This is a genomic window from Methylophaga frappieri (assembly GCF_000260965.1).
In the GTDB taxonomy this organism is placed as follows: Bacteria; Pseudomonadota; Gammaproteobacteria; order Nitrosococcales; family Methylophagaceae; genus Methylophaga; species Methylophaga frappieri.
On sequence record NC_017856.1, the window covers coordinates 1,313,760 to 1,335,566 of the forward strand.

The 21,807-nt window shown below is 49.1% G+C and carries 20 protein-coding genes; 15 read left to right on the forward strand and 5 right to left on the reverse strand.

Annotated elements, in window-relative coordinates:
* Positions 1-42: 42 nt before the first annotated feature.
* From Q7C_RS06150 to kdsB, 7 genes are read left to right on the forward strand one after another with little or no spacing between them, the layout of a single operon-like run.
* Positions 43-2,304, forward strand: a complete 2,262-nt coding sequence (locus Q7C_RS06150) for a DNA internalization-related competence protein ComEC/Rec2 (RefSeq protein ID WP_014703857.1) — start codon at positions 43-45, stop codon at positions 2,302-2,304.
* 51 nt (positions 2,305-2,355) lie between these two features.
* Positions 2,356-2,991, forward strand: a complete 636-nt coding sequence (locus Q7C_RS06155) for a MotA/TolQ/ExbB proton channel family protein (RefSeq protein WP_014703858.1) — start codon at positions 2,356-2,358, stop codon at positions 2,989-2,991.
* Complete coding sequence (locus tag Q7C_RS06160) at positions 2,988-3,413, forward strand: ExbD/TolR family protein (protein WP_014703859.1); 426 nt, start codon at positions 2,988-2,990, stop codon at positions 3,411-3,413. The genes Q7C_RS06155 and Q7C_RS06160 overlap by 4 nt, the downstream gene beginning before the upstream one ends.
* On the forward strand, positions 3,410-5,161 hold the full coding sequence (msbA, locus tag Q7C_RS06165; protein ID WP_014703860.1) for a lipid A export permease/ATP-binding protein MsbA: 1,752 nt from the start codon (positions 3,410-3,412) through the stop codon (positions 5,159-5,161). Before Q7C_RS06160 ends, msbA begins: the two co-directional genes overlap by 4 nt.
* Positions 5,162-5,164: 3 nt before the next feature.
* On the forward strand, positions 5,165-6,142 hold the full coding sequence (gene lpxK, locus Q7C_RS06170) for a tetraacyldisaccharide 4'-kinase (protein WP_014703861.1): 978 nt from the start codon (positions 5,165-5,167) through the stop codon (positions 6,140-6,142).
* Positions 6,135-6,311, forward strand: coding sequence for a Trm112 family protein (locus Q7C_RS13500; protein WP_014703862.1), 177 nt, complete (start codon positions 6,135-6,137; stop codon positions 6,309-6,311). The genes lpxK and Q7C_RS13500 overlap by 8 nt, the downstream gene beginning before the upstream one ends.
* A 2-nt stretch (positions 6,312-6,313) precedes the next feature.
* A complete protein-coding gene (gene kdsB / locus Q7C_RS06175) occupies positions 6,314-7,072 on the forward strand; it encodes a 3-deoxy-manno-octulosonate cytidylyltransferase (protein WP_014703863.1) in 759 nt (252 codons plus the stop codon).
* Here the strand turns inward: kdsB and Q7C_RS06180 are convergent.
* Both Q7C_RS06180 and Q7C_RS06185 read right to left on the reverse strand, forming a co-directional pair.
* On the reverse strand, positions 7,055-7,333 hold the full coding sequence (locus tag Q7C_RS06180; RefSeq protein ID WP_014703864.1) for a hypothetical protein: 279 nt from the start codon (positions 7,331-7,333) through the stop codon (positions 7,055-7,057). The genes kdsB and Q7C_RS06180 overlap by 18 nt on opposite strands.
* Entirely contained in the window at positions 7,317-9,761 is a 2,445-nt protein-coding gene (locus Q7C_RS06185; RefSeq protein ID WP_014703865.1) for an Rne/Rng family ribonuclease, read from the reverse strand. The genes Q7C_RS06180 and Q7C_RS06185 overlap by 17 nt, the downstream gene beginning before the upstream one ends.
* A gap of 521 nt (positions 9,762-10,282) precedes the next feature.
* Here Q7C_RS06185 and rluC point away from each other — a divergent pair.
* The 8 genes from rluC to Q7C_RS06220 are packed head-to-tail and all read left to right on the forward strand — an operon-like array spanning position 10,283 to position 15,842.
* Complete coding sequence (rluC, locus tag Q7C_RS06190; protein ID WP_041366605.1) at positions 10,283-11,245, forward strand: 23S rRNA pseudouridine(955/2504/2580) synthase RluC; 963 nt, start codon at positions 10,283-10,285, stop codon at positions 11,243-11,245.
* Positions 11,242-11,898, forward strand: coding sequence for an HAD-IA family hydrolase (locus tag Q7C_RS06195; protein WP_041366608.1), 657 nt, complete (start codon positions 11,242-11,244; stop codon positions 11,896-11,898). Before rluC ends, Q7C_RS06195 begins: the two co-directional genes overlap by 4 nt.
* A 38-nt stretch (positions 11,899-11,936) precedes the next feature.
* Positions 11,937-12,926: a S49 family peptidase gene (locus tag Q7C_RS06200; protein ID WP_014703868.1), complete on the forward strand. Its 990-nt coding sequence runs from the start codon at positions 11,937-11,939 to the stop codon at positions 12,924-12,926.
* Positions 12,923-13,072, forward strand: coding sequence for a hypothetical protein (locus tag Q7C_RS13695; protein WP_014703869.1), 150 nt, complete (start codon positions 12,923-12,925; stop codon positions 13,070-13,072). Before Q7C_RS06200 ends, Q7C_RS13695 begins: the two co-directional genes overlap by 4 nt.
* Positions 13,069-13,920 carry an HDOD domain-containing protein gene (locus tag Q7C_RS06205; protein ID WP_014703870.1) on the forward strand — a complete coding sequence of 284 codons (852 nt, stop codon included), beginning with the start codon at positions 13,069-13,071 and terminating at the stop codon, positions 13,918-13,920. Before Q7C_RS13695 ends, Q7C_RS06205 begins: the two co-directional genes overlap by 4 nt.
* Positions 13,921-13,958: 38 nt before the next feature.
* Complete coding sequence (locus Q7C_RS06210) at positions 13,959-14,606, forward strand: adenylate kinase (RefSeq protein ID WP_014703871.1); 648 nt, start codon at positions 13,959-13,961, stop codon at positions 14,604-14,606.
* A 14-nt stretch (positions 14,607-14,620) separates the two neighbouring features.
* Positions 14,621-15,496, forward strand: coding sequence for a PfkB family carbohydrate kinase (locus Q7C_RS06215; RefSeq protein ID WP_014703872.1), 876 nt, complete (start codon positions 14,621-14,623; stop codon positions 15,494-15,496).
* Positions 15,489-15,842, forward strand: coding sequence for a Rieske (2Fe-2S) protein (locus tag Q7C_RS06220; RefSeq protein ID WP_014703873.1), 354 nt, complete (start codon positions 15,489-15,491; stop codon positions 15,840-15,842). The genes Q7C_RS06215 and Q7C_RS06220 overlap by 8 nt, the downstream gene beginning before the upstream one ends.
* Here Q7C_RS06220 and Q7C_RS06225 read toward each other — a convergent pair.
* From Q7C_RS06225 to metH, 3 genes are read right to left on the reverse strand one after another with little or no spacing between them, the layout of a single operon-like run.
* Positions 15,819-17,831 carry a tRNA(Met) cytidine acetyltransferase TmcA domain-containing protein gene (locus Q7C_RS06225; protein WP_014703874.1) on the reverse strand — a complete coding sequence of 671 codons (2,013 nt, stop codon included), beginning with the start codon at positions 17,829-17,831 and terminating at the stop codon, positions 15,819-15,821. The two genes, Q7C_RS06220 and Q7C_RS06225, sit on opposite strands and share 24 nt — an antisense overlap.
* Positions 17,832-17,838: 7 nt before the next feature.
* The gene (locus Q7C_RS06230; RefSeq protein ID WP_014703875.1) at positions 17,839-18,042 is read right to left on the reverse strand and encodes a SlyX family protein; all 204 of its coding nucleotides are present in this window, start codon (positions 18,040-18,042) and stop codon (positions 17,839-17,841) included.
* The gene (gene metH, locus Q7C_RS06235) at positions 18,042-21,740 is read right to left on the reverse strand and encodes a methionine synthase (protein WP_014703876.1); all 3,699 of its coding nucleotides are present in this window, start codon (positions 21,738-21,740) and stop codon (positions 18,042-18,044) included. The genes Q7C_RS06230 and metH overlap by 1 nt, the downstream gene beginning before the upstream one ends.
* Positions 21,741-21,807: the final 67 nt, after the last annotated feature.

Sequence of the window (21,807 nt, forward strand, 5' to 3'; positions counted from 1 at the left end):
CGACGTGGTTTTCACAGAACGACGCAGCCATTATAGGGATATATGGTTTACTCTGCCATCGCATTTTTACTGGGCTGTATTGGAATTTTACAGTTCAGTTCTTCTCCCGGCTGGCCAGTTTGGGCTGTAGCTGTCGTTATCCTTTTATCTGCGCTGCGCTATCGTCAATATTGGCTTGTGGCATTTATTGCTGGCTGCCTCTGGGCAGGCATGCAAACTCAGAGCAGACTTGCCGATCAACTCTCTTCCGACCAATCAGGAAAAGACGTCACCATTACCGGCTACATCGCAGATATTCCCCAAGTTGAAAATCAACGGCTTCGCTTTTTATTTGAACCTGACCCGCACTTTAATCTCGCCAACAAGATTCGACTAAACTGGTACTTTCCCCCTGCAAAGAAACCCCGTACTGGAGAATATTGGCGACTGACAGTACGGCTAAAATCACCGAGGGGCATGCATAATCCGGGCGGATTTGATTATGAAGGCTGGCTATTTCAACAGGCCATTGGCGCGACAGGCTATATTCGCGAACCAGATACTGCCGAGCGACTGGCACGCGCCCCATCCTGGCACCTAAGTGCTTTTCGTGAAGGCTTATTACAGGATTTACAGACCGCCACTTCTCGTCAGCACCAGGCATTAATCGAAGGTCTCACCTTGGGGGTGCGTGACAACATGACTGCGCAGCAATGGCAAACGCTGCGTCACACCGGCACCGCACACTTATTAGCGATTTCTGGCCTGCATATCGGCTTAGCAGCCATGTTTGGTTTCTTTATTGGCGCTGGTCTGTGGCGTATTATGCCAACGGCGTGTTTGCGACTTCCAGCACGTCAGATCGGTGCCATATTCGCCCTGATTTTTGCACTTTTCTACACCTTGCTTGCCGGTATGTCGGTGCCAAGTCAACGTGCCCTGATAATGATTAGCGTCGCCATGCTTGCGATTCTCTGCCGACAACGTTTTCGCAGCTCTCACTTACTGGCGTTAAGCCTGATACTGGTGCTGCTTGTCGATCCACTTGCCGTCATGGGTGCCGGATTTTGGCTGTCTTTTGCTGCGGTGGGAATTATCCTGTACGTCAGTCAGTACCGCCATCCTAGGCCACGTTTTCATTGGCTGGGCATTCATGTCTGGATTGCGCTCGGTTTAACACCACTGTTGTTATTGTTCTTTCAAAGCAGCTCCATCATCTCGCCCGTTGCAAACTTGCTTGCCGTACCACTGGTCAGCCTGATTGTGGTGCCGTTATTGTTGGCTGCCAGTTTGTTGCGCATGCTCAGTGACAGTCTGGGCAATTATCTGTTTGAATTGGCGGATCTGGCACTCACGGGGTTATGGAAATGGTTAACGTGGCTTGCTGAACTGCCGGCAGCACACTGGCAGGTACCCGTCCTCCCGGAGTGGATAATTATTTTCACTACCCTGGCCGTGACTCTCTTATTGGCACCAAAGGGGCTGCCCCACCGCTGGCTTGGCTTGCTCTTCCTGTTACCGCTGTCGACTTACAGTGCTCCCCGACCGGAACCCGGGGAATTCTGGTTCGCTTTGCTGGATGTTGGTCAAGGCTTATCAGCAGTGGTGATCACCCAACAGCACACCCTGGTTTTTGATACGGGTCCGGCATTTGGTGATTTCAATACCGGTGACGCGGTGGTGAAACCTTATCTCCAATATCTTGGCCGGAACCAGATTGACAAACTCATCATTAGCCACGGCGATAATGACCATATTGGCGGTGCTCAAGCTTTAATGACAACCCTGTCAGTTACCGATATTCTCAGTAGCGTTCCGGAAAAACTGACTCCTGCAAGAAGCTGTGAGGCAGGTCAAAGCTGGCAATGGGATGGGGTCAATTTTGACATGCTGTATCCATCGAAAGGGGATGACGGTAGTAGCAATGACCGATCCTGTGTCTTAAAAGTCGGTAATGCGAATGGCCAGTTGCTGTTAACAGGAGACATTGAAGCAATTTCCGAACATCGGCTGGTAAAACGTTTTGGTTCACAGCTGGCAGCATCGGTTCTGGTTGTCCCCCACCACGGCAGTCGCAGTTCATCAACAGCAGCCTTTATTGACGCCGTATCGCCGGACATTGCTTTATTTGCCAACGGTTTCGCCAATCGGTTCGGATTTCCAGCAGCACAAGTGAAACAGCGCTATGCAAAACGGCATATTCTGACATGGCAGACTGCCAATAGTGGTGCCCTGTTGTTACGCTTCGATGCACAATCTGATCGTCGTCCTGTCGAATGGCGACGTCATCAACGTCGTTTATGGACGGCAACCGCTACTGACTGATGTTATTTTCACGTATCATGGCAGCAGATTTGTGCCTGCAGGATAAGAATTATGCTGGAATTTTTAGAAGCCGGTGGATGGTTAATGTTGCCATTGTTAGCCTGTTCGATTGTCGCTATCGCTATCATTGCTGAACGATTCTGGAGCTTGCGAAGCAAGCGTATCGCGCCGCCGGAACTGATTACTCAGATATGGCAATGGTTGCGCTATAACCAAGTTGATGAAGACCGCATTCGTAAACTCCAAAAAAACTCACCGCTGGGCCGAATTCTGGCCGCAGGGTTACAGGAACGCAATGCGGCCCGCGAAATCACCAAGGAAAGCATTGAAGATATTGGCCGCCATGTCACCGCGGCACTGGAGAGGAACCTGAATACCCTTGGCACCATTGCTGCCATTTCTCCTTTGATAGGTCTTCTTGGCACCGTCGTCGGGATGATTAAAGTGTTCGCGACGATCACCGTTTCAGGTGTTGGCAATCCGGAAACGCTGGCTGGGGGTATTTCTGAAGCCTTGATCACGACAGCGGCCGGCCTAGTCGTGGCCATTCCTAGTGTCATTTTTTATCGTTATTTCCGCGGTAAAATTAATCGGCTAGTGGTGAATATGGAAGAGCAGGCGCTGCAATTAATTGAAATTCTACATGGTGACCGGGCATTCGATCCGGATGAGGCCAAGTTGCCATGAAGCTGTTACCCCGTTATTCAGAAGAGCCGGATGTCAATCTCACTCCCATGATTGACGTGGTTTTCTTGTTATTACTGTTTTTCATGATTTCTACCAGTTTCATTCGCGAGAGCTCATTGAAAGTGGATCTGCCACAGGCGACAGGTGAGACGATGCAGGAACAAGCTGAACCCATTGATATTGTGATTAATGCCAATGGCGACATCAGTATCAATGACTTGGTGGTTGCATCAACGACTGCCAGCGATGTCCGCGCCGCGTTAAGGAGTGCAGCTGGCAATGAGTCCGACCCACACATCATTATCAGCGCCGATGCCAGCGCCGCCTACCAACTGGTTGTCACGGCAATGGATGCCGCAAGCTCGCTTGGCTTCGCCAGACTGACACTCGCCACCCGCCAAACATCCACTGCCAATCCATGAAAAAACAATCGCAAGAAGTCAGCGCTTTTCAGCTATATAAGCGCTTATTGTGTTACGCCAAGCCGTATTGGCGTTTTTTTATCGTTGTCGTTTTGGCAATGGTGGTCTATGCGGCAACCGAGGCAGGGATTGCCATGATCATGAAACCGCTCATGGATGAAGGTTTTGTTGCACGTGATGCTGAAGTGATCCGTTTGATTCCCGTTGCGATTGTCGGACTGTTTATTATTCGGGGTCTGGCTGATTTTTTCACTACCTACGGTCTGGGTTGGATAGCCCGCAATGTCATCAAAACGTTACGGGAAGAGAGTTTTGAAAAACTGCTGGTATTACCCGCTCGCTTTTATGACCATGGTAATTCTGGTCAATTAATGTCGAAATTACTCTACGATGTGGAACAGGTCTCTTCCGCGGCAACGGATGCGGTACTCACCATTATCCGCGATAGTCTCACCATCATTGTCCTCCTGGTTTGGATGATTTATCTCAGCGGCTTTTTAGCATTATTGATCATGTTTACCGTGCCTTTTATTGCCTTGCTGGTTTATTACGTCAGTATTCGCTTTCGCCATATTAGTAAACAAATCCAGAATTCAATGGGCAGCGTCAGCCATGTTTCTGGCGAAATTATTGAAGGTCATCGAGAAATCAAAACGTTTGGCGGTCAGGAATATGAAGCGCGACGCTTTGAGAAAGTTAATGAGCGAAACCGCCAACAACAAATGAAAAAAATCGCGACCGATGCCATCAGTCAACCGCTAACTGCCCTGATTGCCGCGATTGGCATTGCCATCGTGGTGTACATCGCCACGCTGCCACGCATGCTGGAGCAGATTACGGTTGGTGATTTTATCTCTTTCATCACAGCGATGATGATGCTACTTACCCCGATGAAACGGTTGACCAAAGTGAATGCCAAACTGCAAGCGGGAATTGCCGCGGCTGAAAGCATTTTCGGTCTGCTTGACGAATCTCCCGAAGCTGACAACGGCCAGATTGCACTGGATCGGGCTCGCGGTGAGGTAAGCTATGAGCAAGTTAGTTTTCGTTATGATTCAGACAGTCCTGCGGTTTTGAATCAGGTCAGCTTTCAGGTTAAACCCGGTCAAACGATTGCTTTTGTCGGACATTCGGGCAGTGGCAAGACTTCCTTAGTCAGTTTGTTACCTCGCTTCTACAATGCGACCAGCGGCCGTATCTTGGTTGATGACATCGACATTCAAACATTACGATTGCGTGATTTGAGACGCCAGATTTCTTTCGTTAATCAACAGGTTATCCTGTTTAATGATACGGTTGCCAACAACATCAGTTATGGTCAACCTAATGTGACTGAAGCCGATATTATTGACGCAGCCAAAGCCGCGCATGCTTGGGACTTTATTCAACGCCTGCCCGATGGCCTACATACCGACGTTGGGGAAAATGGCGTCTTGCTGTCAGGGGGGCAACGGCAACGCCTTGCTATTGCCAGAGCACTGCTCCGAGATGCACCAATACTCATTCTTGACGAAGCGACAGCATCACTCGATACCGAAGCCGAACGTCACATTCAGGCGGCGCTCGAGGGACTAATGCAAACTCGCACCACGCTGGTTATTGCACATCGATTATCAACTATCGAAAAAGCCGATCTGATTTTGGTCATGCATAACGGTGATATTGTTGAGAGTGGGACTCATCAGGCATTACTGGAACGCGGTCAGCATTACGCCGAATTGTACCGACTGCAATTTCAACAGGGCTGATCGATGCAATGGTTAACTGACAGCTGGTATCAGCGCCGCTGGTGGACATGGTTGCTGTGGCCCTTGTCTGGGCTATTCAGACTGGTGGTTGCCTTGCGTCGTTTTGCCTATCAGACCGGCTTGTTTAGGCGGGTTGCGTTACCGGTTCCGGTCATCGTTGTCGGCAATCTGACTGCCGGCGGCAGCGGCAAAACACCGCTGGTGTTATGGTTGGCGGAACAACTGCGTGAGCAGGGTTGGCAGCCTGGCATTATTAGCCGTGGCTATGGTGGAAAAAGTCCGCACTACCCGCTTGTTGTTACGGAAAATACCAATGCCGCTCATTGTGGGGATGAACCAAAATTGCTGGCAATGCGCGCAGGTTGTCCCGTCGTGGTCGGTCCAGATCGCGTCGCCGCAGGTCAACAACTGTTAGCAACCCAACCTTGTAATGTGTTGCTTTGTGATGATGGTTTGCAACATTATCGCCTGCATCGCGATATTGAAATTGCCGTTACCGATATGCATCGTGGATTTGGTAATGGCTTTTGTCTGCCAGCCGGTCCGCTTAGAGAACCAATATCGCGTCTAAAACAAGTGGATTATCATGTAGAACATGGCGCGGCCAAGGCCTTATTTGCCATGCGATTACAACTAACTAAAGCCATTAATCTCCGCACAGGTCAACACAAGGCTTTATCCGCGTGGCAAGGCAAAAAAGTGCACGCCGTTGCCGGGATTGGCCATCCGCCACGTTTTTTTGAGCAATTGCAACAGTCGGGGCTCAATCTCATCGCCCATGCTTTTGCGGATCATCACCGTTATGTTGTGGAGGATTTTCACTTTAATTCTGATCTGCCGGTGCTGATGACTGAAAAAGATGCGGTAAAATGTCGTTCTTTTGCGCAGGCAAACTGGTGGTATGTGCCGGCAGAGACCGAGTTATCGCCTACATTGTTAGCTGCTGTTATCACTCAATTAAAGGATGTCGCGAATGGATGAAACCTTGTTAGCCATGCTCGTTTGTCCCGTCTGTCATGGTCCGCTGACGTATCAAAAAGAAACCAATGAGCTTATTTCAACAACCAGCCAATTAGCCTATCCGATACAGGATGGTATCCCGGTCTTGCTAGTCGATGCAGCGCGACCATTGTCGCAGGATGAAGATTAAGCATGACTTTTCGCGTCGTCATTCCGGCACGTTATGCTTCAACGCGACTGCCTGGCAAACCGCTCCGGGAAATCGCCGGCAAACCCATGATTCAACATGTTTATGAAAGGGCTCGGGAAAGTGACGCCTCGAGCGTTATTATTGCCACGGATGATCAACGTATTGCTGATGTGGTGAGTCAATTCGGTGGTGATATCTGTCTAACCCGGGCTAATCATCAGTCTGGGACAGATAGACTGGCAGAAGTGGTCAACCTACGGCAGTTTGACCCGGATGACATCATCGTCAATGTACAAGGGGATGAACCCTGTCTGCCAGCGGCGCTGATAAATCAAGTTGCCCATGATCTTGCCGAACATCCTAAAGCAGCCATAACCTCATTATTCAGTCGACTCAGTTCAGCCGAACAGATTTTTGACAGTAACATTGTCAAAGTACTGGTGGATGCACAAGGCTATGCGCTGTATTTCAGTCGTGCGCCGGTACCTTGGCTGAGAGGCATCTTTGGCGAGGACAAGCCGTTACCTGCCGAGCTGCCCCATCGGCGCCACATTGGCCTCTATGCCTATCGGAGCAGTTATTTACAGCGCTATACCGATTTCAGTCCCTGCGATCTGGAACAGTTTGAGTCGCTTGAACAGCTGCGCGCTTTATACCATGGCAATGCCATCCATCTGACAGAAGCAACAGAGGCTGCCGGCCACGGCGTCGATACGGAATCCGATTTGTTGATCGCCGAGCAACTATTGCGGCAACAGTAATCTCGCAAGGCCAGTGGCAATTAACTCCGGATGTAGCTCACCACGTCCATCAAACACCGGCAAAATGAAAGTTCTCGGTACAGGGCGATGCCCCTCGCCATACTGCGTTGGCTGAATACTGCTGTCTGTATCCAAGACCTGAAGCACTAGCTCACATCCATCCAATAACTCTATCACTTCACACGGATGCTGATGGTAATGCACCTGCTGACCAATCAGGATCAGCAGGGCTTCATTGCTTAGGTTACTTTTCGCTGGCATCACTCTCGACGGTAGCCTCCGCGACACGGGTTGCCGGTTTTTTATTTTCATTATCAACCGGCGTATCACTTTTGGCTAGCGTCTTTTTTTCCTCACTGCTGTCCGCAGCTAATGGTTTATCGGAGCGGCGCCGGCGATTGTTACTGCCGGACTGGCTGCTCCTGCTACGTCTTGGCGGCTTCGCCGGTTTGACCGAGTTACCATCTGCTTCTGCCGGGTTTTGGCTGGATTTCTTAACGTTGCCATTAATCTCGGGTTCCGGCGACGGCAGTGCATTGCCATCGACTTCCTGCTTGGCAGGAGGGAGTCGATTACCAGCGTCATCGGAGACAGGTGCCGCTATGTTGGAACCGCCCTCATTGTCCTGACGGCTGCTACGCCGACGACGTCCTCCCCGACGAGATCGACGACTATTTCGAGTACGCTCTTTATCCTGGTCAGTTTCTGTAGGTTGAGAAGCGGTATCATTCACGTCGGTGACTTCATTGTTTTTGTCGACGCTATCTTTGTCACGGCGACTACGACGTTGACGTGATGGTTTTTCGTCCTGTTCCTTTGCCGTTGTCTCATTATTGTTACTTTCTGGCGATGACTTTTCCTGACGCTGCTGACGATTACCGCTGCCTCGGCGATTTTGATTACGGCCACCACGAGCACGACGATTAGTTTGGCTGCGTTTATCACCATTTGTTTCTTCGGTATCAGCAGACTGTATAACAGCATTGTCTTTTTCAATCGCATCACTTTGACCAGTCAACACACCGAGCAAACGTTTCAGCAAACTTGGCGGACGCGGTGTGTCGGCCGGTTTTGAAATGATAGGTGCCGGTGCTGATGGCGCGACACCGGTTACCGCCGGTTGCTCCATCGCAGGTTTATCTTTTAATACGGCCGGCAACTCTGGTTCCGGAGTATTCAACATTTCGTGGCTATTTGCGCTGCGCTCACTGCCTTCACGGACACGTTCGATATCATAATGTGGTGTTTCAAGATGTGGATTCGGTATCAACATCAGACGGACATTATGACGTTTTTCAATGATGTCAATTTGATGACGCTTTTCATTCAGCATGAAGGTAGCAACCGCAACCGGTAGTTGCACGACGAGTTGCGTAATTTTGTCTTTGCTCGCTTCTTCTTCCATCAATCGTAATACCGCGAGCCCAAGTGACTCAACGCCGCGAACATGACCTAAACCAGCACATCTTGGACACACTTCCTGGTGGGCATCACCCAAAGCAGGACGCAGTCGCTGCCGTGACATTTCCAGTAGACCAAAACGAGAAATCCGCCCGACCTGCACCCGAGCCCGATCGGCCTTCAAATGCTCACGAAGTCGATTTTCAACTTCGCGCTGATGGCGACTTGGCCCCATATCAATAAAGTCAATAACAACCAGACCGCCTAAATCTCGCAAGCGTAATTGCCGTGCAATTTCTTCCGCTGCTTCAAGGTTGGTATTGAGCGCCGTTTCTTCAATATCGCCACCCTTGTTGGCTCTGGCTGAATTCACATCAATGGAAACCAATGCTTCGGTTGGATCGATGACCAAGGCGCCCCCCGAAGGCAAACGCACTTCGTGCCGGAAAGCACTCTCGATCTGGCTTTCGACCTGATAGCGCGTAAATAAAGGGACGCGATCCTGGTACAGCTTGAACTTACTCAGATCATGCGGCATGACCATGCGCATAAAATCATAGCCCGTTTGGTAAACGTCGGGTGAGTCGACCAGAATTTCACCAATATCCTTACGCAGATAATCACGCAACGCACGAATAATGATGTTGCTTTCTTGGTAGACTAAAAATGGCGCTGGTCGGTCTTTTGTTGCCGTATCAATTGCCGTCCATAATTGCAGCAGATACTCCAGATCCCACTGCAACTCTTCAGATTGCTTGCCTACCCCAGCCGTTCGCACAATCATGCCCATGCCATCCGGAATATCCAGCTGTCGCAGTGCTTCCTGCAATTCAGCCCGATCATCACCTTCTATGCGGCGAGAAATTCCGCCAGCACGTGGACTATTAGGCATTAAAACAAGGTAACGACCAGCCAGACTGATGAAGGTAGTCAGCGCTGCCCCTTTGTTACCACGCTCTTCTTTTTCAATTTGAATGACCAGTTCCTGGCCAACAGAAAGCACATCCTGGACATTAATACGTCCATTGTCTTCACTGCTGTTTTTACTGGGTCGGAAATACGCTTTGGCAATTTCTTTTAGTGGCAGAAAACCTTGACGCTCAGCACCGTATTCGACAAAAACAGCTTCCAAGCTGGGCTCAACGCGGGTGATTTTCCCTTTATAAATATTGCCCTTTTTTTGTTCTCGGGAGGGAGTGTCGATGTCCAGATCGAACAGTTTCTGGCCATCAACCATCGCGACACGCAACTCTTCTTCGTGTGTCGCATTAATTAAAATTCGTTTCATGCATAAACCTCTTTAAGGAGGTTCACACGGTCACCAGCATTTAAAAAGCGGTTTGGCATGCAGCCGCAACGGAAGGTGCGAACAGACTGCACGGACAACATAATCAAATCTATAACGGGCCTGGCACGGTAACCGACCTGCCGGCAAAATATCACTTCGTGTTTACTGCAAGATGTGGTTGCAGTCGTTTCGTCACAAGACTGCCCTCAGTCACTGACGTTGATTATTATTATCTTGTCCTGCCCACTGCATATCATTGTGTTTGAGCTATTGCCGGGACGTGGGAACCATCAAAATCTTAACCTGCCCGGGTTGCCGGGCGACGTGCTGAACCCCTGTTCAGCGTCATAAATTCGTTTCATTTCCATCACCGCATCGACCTTCAATTGAAGGGAGCGGCGTTGCTATATTCCGGCCTGCATTCGGAAAAAAAGGTATACTTCATCTATTTTCAGGACAGACCAATCGTCGAATATATCAGTCGCCGGCGCTGTCAGCAAGCAATTCACACTATCCAAACTATGTCGAACCCACCGCAAAAATCGTCAGGCGTCCAGTTTATTCGCATTCGCCATGAACAGGCTGGGCAACGTATCGACAATTTTTTAATCACACTGGAAAAAGGCGTACCGAAAAGCCGCATATATCGTGCTTTACGCAAAGGTGAAGTTCGCGTTAACAAGGGGCGCATCAAACCTACCTACAAACTTCAAGCTGACGACGAAGTCCGGATTCCGCCATTACGGGTCACAGAAAAACCCGTGATTCATGTCAGTGACAGCCTTGCCCAAACACTAAAGCAACAGATCCTGTATGAAGATGCGCATTTGCTGGCGATTAACAAACCCAGCGGTTTGGCCGTTCACGCTGGTACTGACATCCAGACTGGCGTGATTGAAGCATTAAAAACCCTGCACCCTGATACCCTATTCTTGGAGTTAGTGCATCGTCTGGATCGGGATACGTCAGGTTGCTTGTTGGTGGCCAAAAGTCGACAAGCGCTACTGCACATGCAAAATCAAATGCGGTCGCAAAGCATGGACAAACATTATCTGACGCTGACCGCAGGCCACTGGCAACAAAAACAGACCATGGTTGATCTCCCATTGAAAAAAAATACCGTGATTGGTGGAGAGAATATGGTGACTGTAGACGAAGCAGGTAAAACAGCCCAAACCTGTTTTCTGATCGAACAGTCATTTCGCGATTGCCAGTTGATGGCCGTCAAATTATTCACGGGACGTACGCATCAGATTCGTGTCCATGCTGCCAGTCAGGGTCACCCCGTAGCCGGAGACAGTAAATATGGCCAGCGGGATTTCAATAAATTAATGAAAACATCGGGATTAAATCGTATGTTCTTGCATGCTTGGCAATTGACGCTGACCCACCCGGAAACTGACCAACCACTCAAGTTAGTGGCGCCATTGCCTTCTGAGTTACGGCTTTTTCTTGACCATTTGAACACAAGTTTAGCGACATGAATTACGCACTCATCGTATTTGACTGGGATGGGACCCTGATGGACTCGACCGGACATATTGTTTTTTGTATGCGGGAAGCCATTGCACAGCTTAAGCTCCCCCCCAAACGGGATGCGGAGATCAGTCATATTATCGGTTTAGGTTTACCTGAAGCTGTGTTGACACTTTATCCTGATAGTAGCCCCGCCGCGGTGCAACAGTTAGCTGATAGCTATCGACGCATTTGGCTTAACCACCCGTATCAAGCCCCCCTGTTTGAAAATGCACAGGCGTTGTTGAATAGATTGTCGCGCCAATGTTTTTTGGGCGTCGCAACCGGCAAAAGTCGACGAGGATTAAATAAGGTCTTGGCAGAAACCGGTCTTGGCCCCCTGTTTACTCAGACACGTTGTGCGGACGAGAGTTTTTCGAAACCACATCCACAAATGTTGACAGAAATTATCGATTTCTGCGGCGTATCGCCGGCTGAAACACTCATGATTGGCGATACGGTCTTTGACTTACAAATGGCAACCAATGCCGGAGCCGACTGCCTCGCTATCAGTCATGGCGCACATCCCTCAGCACAATTACAATCATGCGATCCGCTCGCGATTCTGCCAGATTTGCATGCATTGGAAAGCTGGCTGGATAGCAGTGTTGCCGTCATTTGATATGATGTCCCTCTAATTGACTTTCAGGAAACTTACGAATGGCCACTTTCGGCGATTTTCCCCCACAGCAAAACACCTCGACAACCTCGGAAAAAGACAAGGCTGATCTGCAATGGGAACGCCAAACCCTCCGAGATATCGCTTTTGCGGCTATTCGAGAACAGCGCAATAGTCGCCGCTGGGGGTATGTATTTAAAGGGCTTATTCTGCTTTATCTGTTTGCCTTCTTGTTCCTGATGATGCCGGGTGGCAGCACCGAGTCGGCTGGCAAGCCGCATACCGCATTGGTTGAAATTAGCGGCCTTATCAGTGCTGATAGTGAAGCAAATGCAGATCGGATTGTAACCGGCATTCGTAATGCGTTTGATTCGACGCAGGCAAAAGCGCTGATCCTGCGCTTAAACACGCCTGGCGGTAGTCCAGTTCAGTCTGGCATTATCAATGATGAAATTCGCCGCTTACGTAGCACAAGGCCTGACTTTCCTGTCTATGCGGTGATTCAGGACATTTGTGCGTCAGGTGGCTACTACATTGCCGTTGCAGCGGATGAAATCTATGCCGATAAAGCCAGTATCGTGGGGTCAATTGGCGTTCGTATGGACAGTTTCGGTTTTACCGAAGCGATTGATAAATTAGGTATTGAACGTCGCTCACTCACTGCTGGAGAAAACAAAGCCTTTCTTGATCCATTCAAACCGCTACAACCCAATGATATTGATCATGCCAACGCCATGCTGCAAACCATTCACCAACAATTTATTGACGTGGTGATTGATGGCCGTGGCGAGCGTATTAACGCCAATAATAGCGAATTGTTTTCAGGATTGTTCTGGTCAGGTGAGCAATCGCTTGAACTTGGGCTGATTGATGGCTTAGCCAGTAGCAGTCAAGTTGCCAGAGACAAGGTAGGTGCGGAAGAAATTATTGATTACACACCGCGTCCGAATTACCTTGATCGATTTGCTGGCACGTTGGGGGCAAGTATTGGCAGCACATTACGCAATACGGCGAACTGGAGTCTACAATGACCGTTGCCATTCCAGAAAACACCTTCGATGAGGAACAGTTGGCCGAACGGTTAGAGTTGTTTCGTTATACCGATATGACACAACCCTTGATTCAGGTGTTATTTCCGTTGCAACTTCCCAATGATAATACGAGTGACTCAATATGACATTGACGGCACAATCGTTGGTCAATCAATCTCTGGAACTGGTCTCGGCGCCAACAACCTATGCACGCCTAGACGCTTTGATCCGGGATCCCAACAGCGCCATCGATGATATCAGTGACGTCATTCATACTGACCCCGCATTAACGACCCGCCTGCTTAAGATCGTCAACAGCCCCTACTATGGTTTCCCATCCCAAATCAATACCTTATCGCGTGCCATCACAATCATCGGCACTCGTGAACTGACGAATTTGGTCTTGGCTACCACGGTAATGAATGCGTTTCACGGTATCCCAAAAAATTTGATGGATATGCAGACCTTCTGGCGACACAGTCTGGCCTGTGCAATTACCGCACGTTATCTGGCGGAAGCACTGGCACTCGAACACAGTGAACAATATTTTATTGCCGGGCTGCTTCATAATATCGGCAGCCTAGTGCTGTATCAGTCTGCCCCAGAACTTGCACGTGAGTCGATCAACCGCGCCCGGTTTGGACACGAAGTCCTGCACGAAGCCGAGCAAAGGCTGTTAGGGTTTCATCATGGGGATGTTGGCGCCATTTTATTGCAAAAATGGCGACTCCCGGAGTCTTTGGTGGTGGTTGCGCAACATCATCACACCCCATCTCTGGCAACAACGTACCAATTAAACGTCGCACTGATACATGTTACTGATGTGATGGTCAGTAGTGTGCCATTTGGTCACAATGGGGATCGACACGTTCCACCTTTGGATCCAAATGCATGGACCACATTGGCGTTATCCCCCGAGGCGATGCCAAGCTTGCTATATCAGGTCAATCAGCAACTCGATACACTGGCCGATTTGATGCGGACAGAAAACTAAGATTTATGACTTAATTGAAGAGAGAGAACGAGGCAATCATGAGAACGGTATTATTGGGCGCACCGGGTTCCGGCAAAGGCACACAGGGCGTAGTTTTATCCCAGCAATTCAGCATTCCGCAAATATCTACAGGGGATTTATTACGTGCTGCCGTCGCTGCGGGAAGCGAGTTAGGTATAAAAGCGAAATCAGCAATGGATGCCGGTGCACTGGTCTCAGATGACATCGTGATTGGTCTGATTCGCGAGCGCTTATCAGAAAGCGATGCGCAACAAGGCTATATTCTGGATGGCTTTCCACGCAACATTGCTCAAGCCGAAGCACTGGATACCATGCTCAATGAGTTGGGTCAGCCATTGCAAGGCGTTGTACTGCTTGATGTGCCATTTGAAGAGTTAATGCAACGTTTAACGGGGCGTCGTACCTGCAAAAACTGTGGTGCGATTTTCAATGTCCATTTATCCCCACCCAAAACTGAAAATATCTGCGACAAATGTGGCGGAGAACTGTTTCAGCGTCAGGATGACAATGCCGAAACCATTAGTAATCGGCTCAAGGTATATCAGGATCAGACAGCGCCATTGATTGGCTATTACCAGTCGCAACAGAAGCTGCATACGGTTCAAGGTACCGGTAATATCGATGATATCACGCAGTCTGTGAGCAATATTTTTAGCGATATCTAGGCCACGCCGTTATTGTGGCGCGAGTTTTATCGGTTGGCATTACGACGCTGGACATTATCAACCAGGTCGCCGCTTACCCCTCTGAAGACGATGAAGTCAGAGCCCTATCCCAAGTGCAGCGGCGCGGCGGTAATGCGGCTAATTTAGCCGTTGTACTCAGCCAGTTAGGTCATACTGTTGATTTCGCCGGCGTGTTAATCAATGAGCCTGATCTGGCACTGATTCTAACTGAGTTTGATCAGTACCAGATTGGTTACGCACATTGTCCTCGTCTGCAAACAGGCAAAATGCCAACCTCGTATATTACCGTCAGCAGCCTCAATGGCAGTCGGACCATTGTTCATGTTCGTGATTGTCCAGAGCTGACTTTCGATCAGTTTGCTGCAATCGACTTATCGGGCTACGACTGGATACACTTTGAGGGGCGCCATGTCCCCGAAACCAAGCGAATGCTGGCTTATGTGGCACAGCACCATCCACACCTCCCTCGTTCGGTAGAACTGGAAAAGCCCCGTGAAGGGATTATGTCACTCACCGAACAGGCTAGTTTGGTGATGTGTTCCAAGCCTTTTGCTCAGGCCATGGGGCACAATGAACCAGAATCGTTTTTGCAAACGCTCACTTTGGACAACGTCACGTGTAGTTGGGGCGAAGCCGGTGTCTGGGGAAAGTCTGCCCAACAAATCTATAACGTGTCCGCTGTGCCCTTAAACAAGGTCGTTGACACCTTGGGCGCCGGTGACAGCCTGAACGCCGGCCTCATTCATGGTTTTCTGCAAAACAACACATTACGAGATAGTCTGATTTTCGCAAACCAACTGGCTGCACTTAAGTGTCAACAACATGGTTTTTCAGGTTTGGGACGCATTCTGGATAGCCACCATGACTGATCATTTTTACATCGGCCACGCGGCTGATCTGAAAGAAAACCAAGCGCGCGAATTTGAAATCACGGTGGATGACAGTCAAATGGCCGGGTTTGTTATGCGATTTGAGGGCGTTATTTATGCCTATTTGAACTTATGCCCACATCTACGTGTACCACTTAACTGGAAACCCGATACTTTTATGTCGCTAGAAGGCACTCACATTGAATGCAGTGTTCATGGTGCGTTGTTTAACCCAGATGATGGTTTGTGTATTTCTGGCCCCTGTCGAGGCCAATCATTAACCCGATTAAATATAGAAACAGACAACAAAGGCGATGTGTATCTAGTCCGGCATCAGCAACGCTGAGTGTTGTCGTAACTGACTGAGTAGCGTCTTATACCCGCTTAATTGATGGTATCGACACACATCCGTGATCGGTTGCTGTTGGAGTAACACCTGAATCAGCATGGCCTGCGCTGAGGGAGAACACGCCGTAAACGCCGCCGTCGGCAACTGCTGCCACAATCGTTTTCGAAGCGGCACAAAGCTATATTCCAATGCGCGTTGACCGGTTACAAAGCTGCTAATATCCGCTTTATCCGCCTCGGATAAAGACTGCGCTATTTGGGGTAAATCAGTGGTGATTTGTTTGACTAACTCGCAAGGCAAATCCGCAAAATAACGGGGCAATAACTCTGGCCATTGTTCCGCAAAACGTTGCTGCAATCGCGCAATTAGATCGTCACCTGCCACTGAACAGGATTTGAGCATAATGACGGCCCGTCCCGCACTCATGGTGTCTTCATGCAATCCCAATCTAACCGGCACAAAACCGAGTTGCTGCCAAAAACGATAAATACCCGCCTGTAAAGCAAAGCTACAACCAATCAAGTCGGTATCGGATGGCAATTTGGACAATAGTTGACGCACCAGATCGCTGCCACGATTTTGTCGCTGATACGCTGGATGAATGGCAATCCGAATAATACGTTGATAACGCAAATTGCCAGCCTGCCTATCACCCGCATGCGTTAATAAACTTTGCGGTAACAGCTCGCCCGGCAAGCGGCGCAGGCCTTTATGAACGGCTTGCGTCAACGCCTCATCGAGCGGCCCTTCACGATTTAGCCAACAAACCCCGAGACATTGCCTGGCATCACGCAGCACCCAAATGGTCCGATTTTCATCATCCAACAAGGCCTGTAAATCCGATGGTCGCGTACGATAATGCGCCGAAACTAACAGCGCAAATATCTGCTCCATCAGCGCCGGATTGGTGCTCAATTCGGTTGAGGTTACGAGTTCGCAAGATAACTCAGCTTGCAAATTAACCGCCTGGTGGCTTCTTTCCAGTTCGGTACTTAATAACAATGCTCGATAGCTGAATTGTTCGAGTGGATCTCCAGCCTGCCAGCGAACAGGAGTGATGAGTTTCTGTTGCTGCCAGCCTGGCACGTCTCGATTTAAAATTTGACTAAATTGCGTTTTAAAGCCGAGACCAGAGCCTTCATACCCCTGCAAAGTGGTGGAAAAAATAATGCGGGCGTAATGCTTAAGCCAACTTTGTAGCAAAATTTGTGGTAAGGCCGCCGCTTCATCGACTAATAACACATCCGCTACTGGCAGCGTTGCTTGCAACTGATCTGGCGCAATAAACTGCAACGCCATCTTGTTGTTATCAGACCTGGCACCCTGCGCTTCCAACTCACGCTGATAATGTTGCAGAACCGTTTTAACAGCCAGTTTAGACGGCGCTGTCAGTAATAATCGAGATTTTCCCTGCCTCAATAAACTCGCAGCCGCAACACCCAATACAGCCGATTTGCCGCGCCCCCGATCTGCCATCATTAACAATGGTCGCCGCCGGTGTCCAAATGCAACCTGCTGGATTGCTTGTAAGGCATGTTGCTGATCTTGCGTTAACTGAAATTCGGTTTGCGTCAGCGGCGTCAGACGTATTTCTGGCCAAGGTGCGTCAGACTTGCAGTAGATGATTTTATCTGTATGCCTGCTTGCCTGTTCAGCAAGCTGCTTGAAGCGCCGCATCCAACGGCTGGTTGTTTCTATTGGCAACAGCATAATAAAAACGCCGCCACCTCTCAGCGTCCCCAAAGCTGCAGCTAAAGCATCAGCCCGACAGATCTCACTGGCATCAAAAATAAGCAGATCGGTTTCTTGACCAAGATATTGGCTTGCCTGAGACTGACTGAGAATATTTTGCTGCGGATGCGCTTTGGCGGCAAACCAGACTATTTTCGCCTGATCGGGATAATCGCGAAGCTGTTTGATACGCTGACCAAGCGACTCACTATCCCCTTCGCAAAATAGACTAAATCGATGGACGGCATCCGACATCAGAGAATCAGTAGTGTGGTGGCGGTGATTCGTCAGCCTGACGAATTAACTGAGCTTGATGGAGATTTTCAACTTGCCCACTCAGCTTTTCCAATTGACGTTGCAAACGATCAATTTGAATTTGCTGACGCGTCACGACCTGATTCAACTGATCGATGATGCCATCTTGAAAAGCAAGTCGGGTTTGCAGCTCAATAATGTCGTCTTGCATCAGTCACTCCCATCATAAGACAAAGCGGGTGCGAGCCAGCGCTCAGCAGTCGGTAAATCCCAGTTTTTACGACGGGCATAATCGACCACTTGGTCTTCATTGATTTTGCCAAGACCGAAATAACGTGCATCCGGATGCGCAAAATAAAAACCACTGACCGCTGCGGTTGGCAACATCGCATAACTCTCTGTGAGGGTCATACCAATGTTTTCCTCAACAGACAATAACTCCCAAAGCAGGCCCTTTTCGGTGTGATCCGGACAGGCTGGATACCCCGGCGCCGGGCGGATGCCACGATACTTTTCGTTAATTAACGCGTCATTATCGAGTTGCTCATCCACAGCATAGGCCCAAAACTCTTTGCGAACCCGTTCATGGATGCGTTCTGCTAATGCTTCTGCAAGTCGATCAGCCAATGCTTTGAGCATGATGCTATTGTAATCATCATGATCTGCTTCAAATCGCGCAATATGTTCCTCAATGCCGATCCCCGCCGTGACCGCAAAGGCGCCAATGGTATCGGCAACGCCACTTTCTTTCGGTGCAACAAAATCCGCTAACGCCGCATTGGGACGACCCGGCGGCTTCTCGGCCTGTTGTCGCAGTGAGTGCAGGGTCATCCTGACCTGCTGGCGACGGGTGTCGGTATAAACCTCAATATCATCATGATCGATACTATTGGCTGGAAATAAGCCAATCACTGCCCTTGCTTGAAGCCACTTTTCTTCTACGATGCGTTGTAACATTTCTTGCGCATCACGAAATAATTGCGTGGCATGCTCACCGACGATTTCATCTTTTAATATCCGTGGGTAGCGGCCTGCCAGCTCCCATGACTGAAAAAAAGGTGTCCAATCAATCCGATCAACTAACTCCGTAAGTGGGTAGTCATCAAAAATTTGAATACCAGGATGGCGTGGTTCAATGGGTTGATAATTCGCCCAGTCAATCTGCGTTTTATTTTGACGAGCGGCTTCAATTGATAGAAAGCGGCGCGAGGATTTACGCCCTTGGTGTTGCTCGCGTTTGTTTAAATAATCCGCTTTGGTTTTACTAACAAACGCATCACGAGCACTTTTACTCACCAGGCTTTGTGCCACCCCGACCGCTCTCGACGCATCTTTAACGTAAACAACAGGACCTTGATAGTTGGGATCGATTTTAACTGCCGTATGAATCAAAGAGGTGGTCGCGCCCCCAATCATGAGCGGTAATGCAAATTCTAATCGCTGCATTTCTTTTGCTAAGTGAGCCATTTCTTCAAGTGAAGGCGTGATAAGCCCAGACAAACCGATAATATCGACTTGTTCTTTTTTAGCCGTATCGAGAATCGTTTGAGCCGGCACCATCACACCCAAATCGATAATCTCAAAATTGTTGCACTGTAAAACGACACCGACGATATTTTTACCGATATCATGAACATCCCCTTTCACCGTCGCCAGTAGAATCCGTCCATTATTTTTACTGGTGTCATTTTCTTCTTTGGCTGCTTCAATGTAAGGCATCAGATAAGCAACCGCCTTTTTCATAACCCGTGCTGATTTCACTACTTGTGGCAAGAACATTTTGCCCTCGCCAAACAAATCACCCACGACATTCATGCCGTCCATCAGTGGCCCTTCAATCACTTCCAGGGGTTTGTCATATTGTTGACGCGCAGTTTCGGTATCTTCATCAACGTAATCGGCGATGCCTTTAACCAAGGCATGTTCAAGTCGCTTGGCAACCGGCCACGCACGCCAGGCTAAATCTTCTTTTTTCTCGGTTGCCCCCCCGCCCTGGTACTCCTCCGCGATCGCTAACAACCTGTCCGTCGCATCATCACGGCGATTGAGAATGACATCTTCTACATGATCACGAAGCGTTTCCGGCAGATCATCATATATAGCCAATTGCCCGGCATTAACAATGCCCATATCCATACCGGCCTTAATGGCGTGATATAAAAAAACAGCATGGATAGCTTCACGAACCGGATTATTACCGCGAAATGAAAACGAGACATTGGATACCCCCCCACTTACCCGAGCATGTGGCAAGGTCTGTTTGATATCACGGGTGGCCTCAATGAAATCCACCGCATAATTATTGTGTTCTTCAATACCGGTGGCGACGGCAAAAATATTCGGGTCAAAAATAATATCTTCTGGCGGGAAATGAAGCTTTTCCGTCAAGATTTGATAGCTTCGCGTACATATTTCCAGCTTACGTGCCCGGGTATCAGCCTGACCTTGTTCATCAAATGCCATGACGATAACAGCCGCACCATAACGTCGAACCAGTTTGGCCTGCTCAATGAACTTGTCCTCTCCCTCCTTAAGACTGATGGAATTGACAATGCCTTTACCCTGTATGCATTTCAGTCCGGCCTCGATGATCTCCCATTTCGATGAGTCGATCATGATTGGCACCCGGCTAATATCTGGTTCTGCCGCAATTAAGTTGAGAAAAGTCACCATCGCTTCCTGCGAATCCAACATGCCCTCATCCATGTTGATATCAATGACTTGTGCGCCGTTTTCAACCTGTTGACGAGCCACATCCAGTGCCGTGTCAAAATCGCCTTCCTTGATAAGGCGGGCAAACCGCAAGGATCCCGTCACATTCGTCCGTTCACCAATATTAGTAAACAAGCTGTCCGGCGTTAGATTGAGCGGCTCTAATCCACTGAGCCGACAATGATGTTGATTTTCTGGACGTTGCCGAGGCGGCAGATCAGACACAGCATCCGCAATCGCCTTGATGTGGCCTGGCGTGGTGCCACAACAACCGCCAATTATATTTAAGAAACCGGACTCGGCCCACTCACGAATGTGGCCAGCCATCGTTTCTGGCGATTCATCATATTCGCCAAACTCATTGGGCAGGCCAGCATTAGGGTGCGCACTGACATAACTGGTCGAAATGGTTGCCAACTCTTCAACATATTGGCGTAACTGCTCGGCACCTAATGCACAGTTCAAGCCAATAGACAACGGTTGGACATGTGCTAATGAATTCCAAAAGGCTTCTGCTGTCTGACCTGACAGCGTTCGGCCACTGGCATCGGTAATCGTGCCGGAAATCATGACCGGCAAATGCACCTGATGCTGTTCATAAAATGTATCAATCGCGAAAACCGCTGCTTTGGCATTCAATGTGTCAAACACCGTTTCAACCATCAGCAGATCAGCGCCGCCATCCACCAGCCCCCGAATGGCTTCAAGATAGGTGTTCACCAGCTCATCAAAATGTACATTTCGAAATCCTGGATTATTGACATCCGGCGAGATACTGGCGGTACGGTTAGTGGGGCCCAGTACCCCCGCGACAAAACGCGGTTTTTGTGGGTTGGCCAGAGTAAATTCATCGGCTATTTCTCGGGCAAGCTGCGCTGAAACTTTATTCAACTCATAAACCAGGAATTCCATCTGGTAGTCCGCCATTGCGATAGCGGTACCGTTAAAAGTATTGGTTTCAACAATATCTGCCCCGGATTCAAAATAGGCACGGTGAATATCACGAATAATTTGTGGCTGGGTCAGCGACAACAGATCATTATTGCCTTTTACGTCACACGGGTGATCGGCAAAGCGTTCACCGCGAAAATCAGTTTCACTGAGCTGATAACTTTGCAACATGGTGCCCATGCCACCATCCAGAACCAGAATACGCTGTTCAAGCAGTTGCTGTATTTGTTGAGAAACCGTGGTCAAATGCTTTTCCTGTCAAAATATAGTGTTGAAAATGCCGCTGATTTTAACATACCCGCTGCTTTGCAAA

What these genes read in the sequence shown, in the direction of transcription:
- lpxK (WP_014703861.1), top strand. Translation starts at nt 5,165, where the DNA reads ATGCAATGGTTAACTGACAGCTGGTATCAGCGCCGCTGGTGGACATGG.
- Q7C_RS06225 (WP_014703874.1), bottom strand. Translation starts at nt 17,831, where the DNA reads ATGTCGGATGCCGTCCATCGATTTAGTCTATTTTGCGAAGGGGATAGT.
- Q7C_RS06220 (WP_014703873.1), top strand. Translation starts at nt 15,489, where the DNA reads ATGACTGATCATTTTTACATCGGCCACGCGGCTGATCTGAAAGAAAAC.
- rluC (WP_041366605.1), top strand. Translation starts at nt 10,283, where the DNA reads ATGTCGAACCCACCGCAAAAATCGTCAGGCGTCCAGTTTATTCGCATT.
- Q7C_RS06205 (WP_014703870.1), top strand. Translation starts at nt 13,069, where the DNA reads ATGACATTGACGGCACAATCGTTGGTCAATCAATCTCTGGAACTGGTC.
- kdsB (WP_014703863.1), top strand. Translation starts at nt 6,314, where the DNA reads ATGACTTTTCGCGTCGTCATTCCGGCACGTTATGCTTCAACGCGACTG.
- msbA (WP_014703860.1), top strand. Translation starts at nt 3,410, where the DNA reads ATGAAAAAACAATCGCAAGAAGTCAGCGCTTTTCAGCTATATAAGCGC.
- Q7C_RS06195 (WP_041366608.1), top strand. Translation starts at nt 11,242, where the DNA reads ATGAATTACGCACTCATCGTATTTGACTGGGATGGGACCCTGATGGAC.
- Q7C_RS06180 (WP_014703864.1), bottom strand. Translation starts at nt 7,333, where the DNA reads ATGCCAGCGAAAAGTAACCTAAGCAATGAAGCCCTGCTGATCCTGATT.
- Q7C_RS06230 (WP_014703875.1), bottom strand. Translation starts at nt 18,042, where the DNA reads ATGCAAGACGACATTATTGAGCTGCAAACCCGACTTGCTTTTCAAGAT.
- Q7C_RS06160 (WP_014703859.1), top strand. Translation starts at nt 2,988, where the DNA reads ATGAAGCTGTTACCCCGTTATTCAGAAGAGCCGGATGTCAATCTCACT.
- Q7C_RS06210 (WP_014703871.1), top strand. Translation starts at nt 13,959, where the DNA reads ATGAGAACGGTATTATTGGGCGCACCGGGTTCCGGCAAAGGCACACAG.
- Q7C_RS06200 (WP_014703868.1), top strand. Translation starts at nt 11,937, where the DNA reads ATGGCCACTTTCGGCGATTTTCCCCCACAGCAAAACACCTCGACAACC.
- Q7C_RS06150 (WP_014703857.1), top strand. Translation starts at nt 43, where the DNA reads ATGGTTTACTCTGCCATCGCATTTTTACTGGGCTGTATTGGAATTTTA.
- Q7C_RS06185 (WP_014703865.1), bottom strand. Translation starts at nt 9,761, where the DNA reads ATGAAACGAATTTTAATTAATGCGACACACGAAGAAGAGTTGCGTGTC.
- Q7C_RS06155 (WP_014703858.1), top strand. Translation starts at nt 2,356, where the DNA reads ATGCTGGAATTTTTAGAAGCCGGTGGATGGTTAATGTTGCCATTGTTA.
- Q7C_RS13695 (WP_014703869.1), top strand. Translation starts at nt 12,923, where the DNA reads ATGACCGTTGCCATTCCAGAAAACACCTTCGATGAGGAACAGTTGGCC.
- Q7C_RS13500 (WP_014703862.1), top strand. Translation starts at nt 6,135, where the DNA reads ATGGATGAAACCTTGTTAGCCATGCTCGTTTGTCCCGTCTGTCATGGT.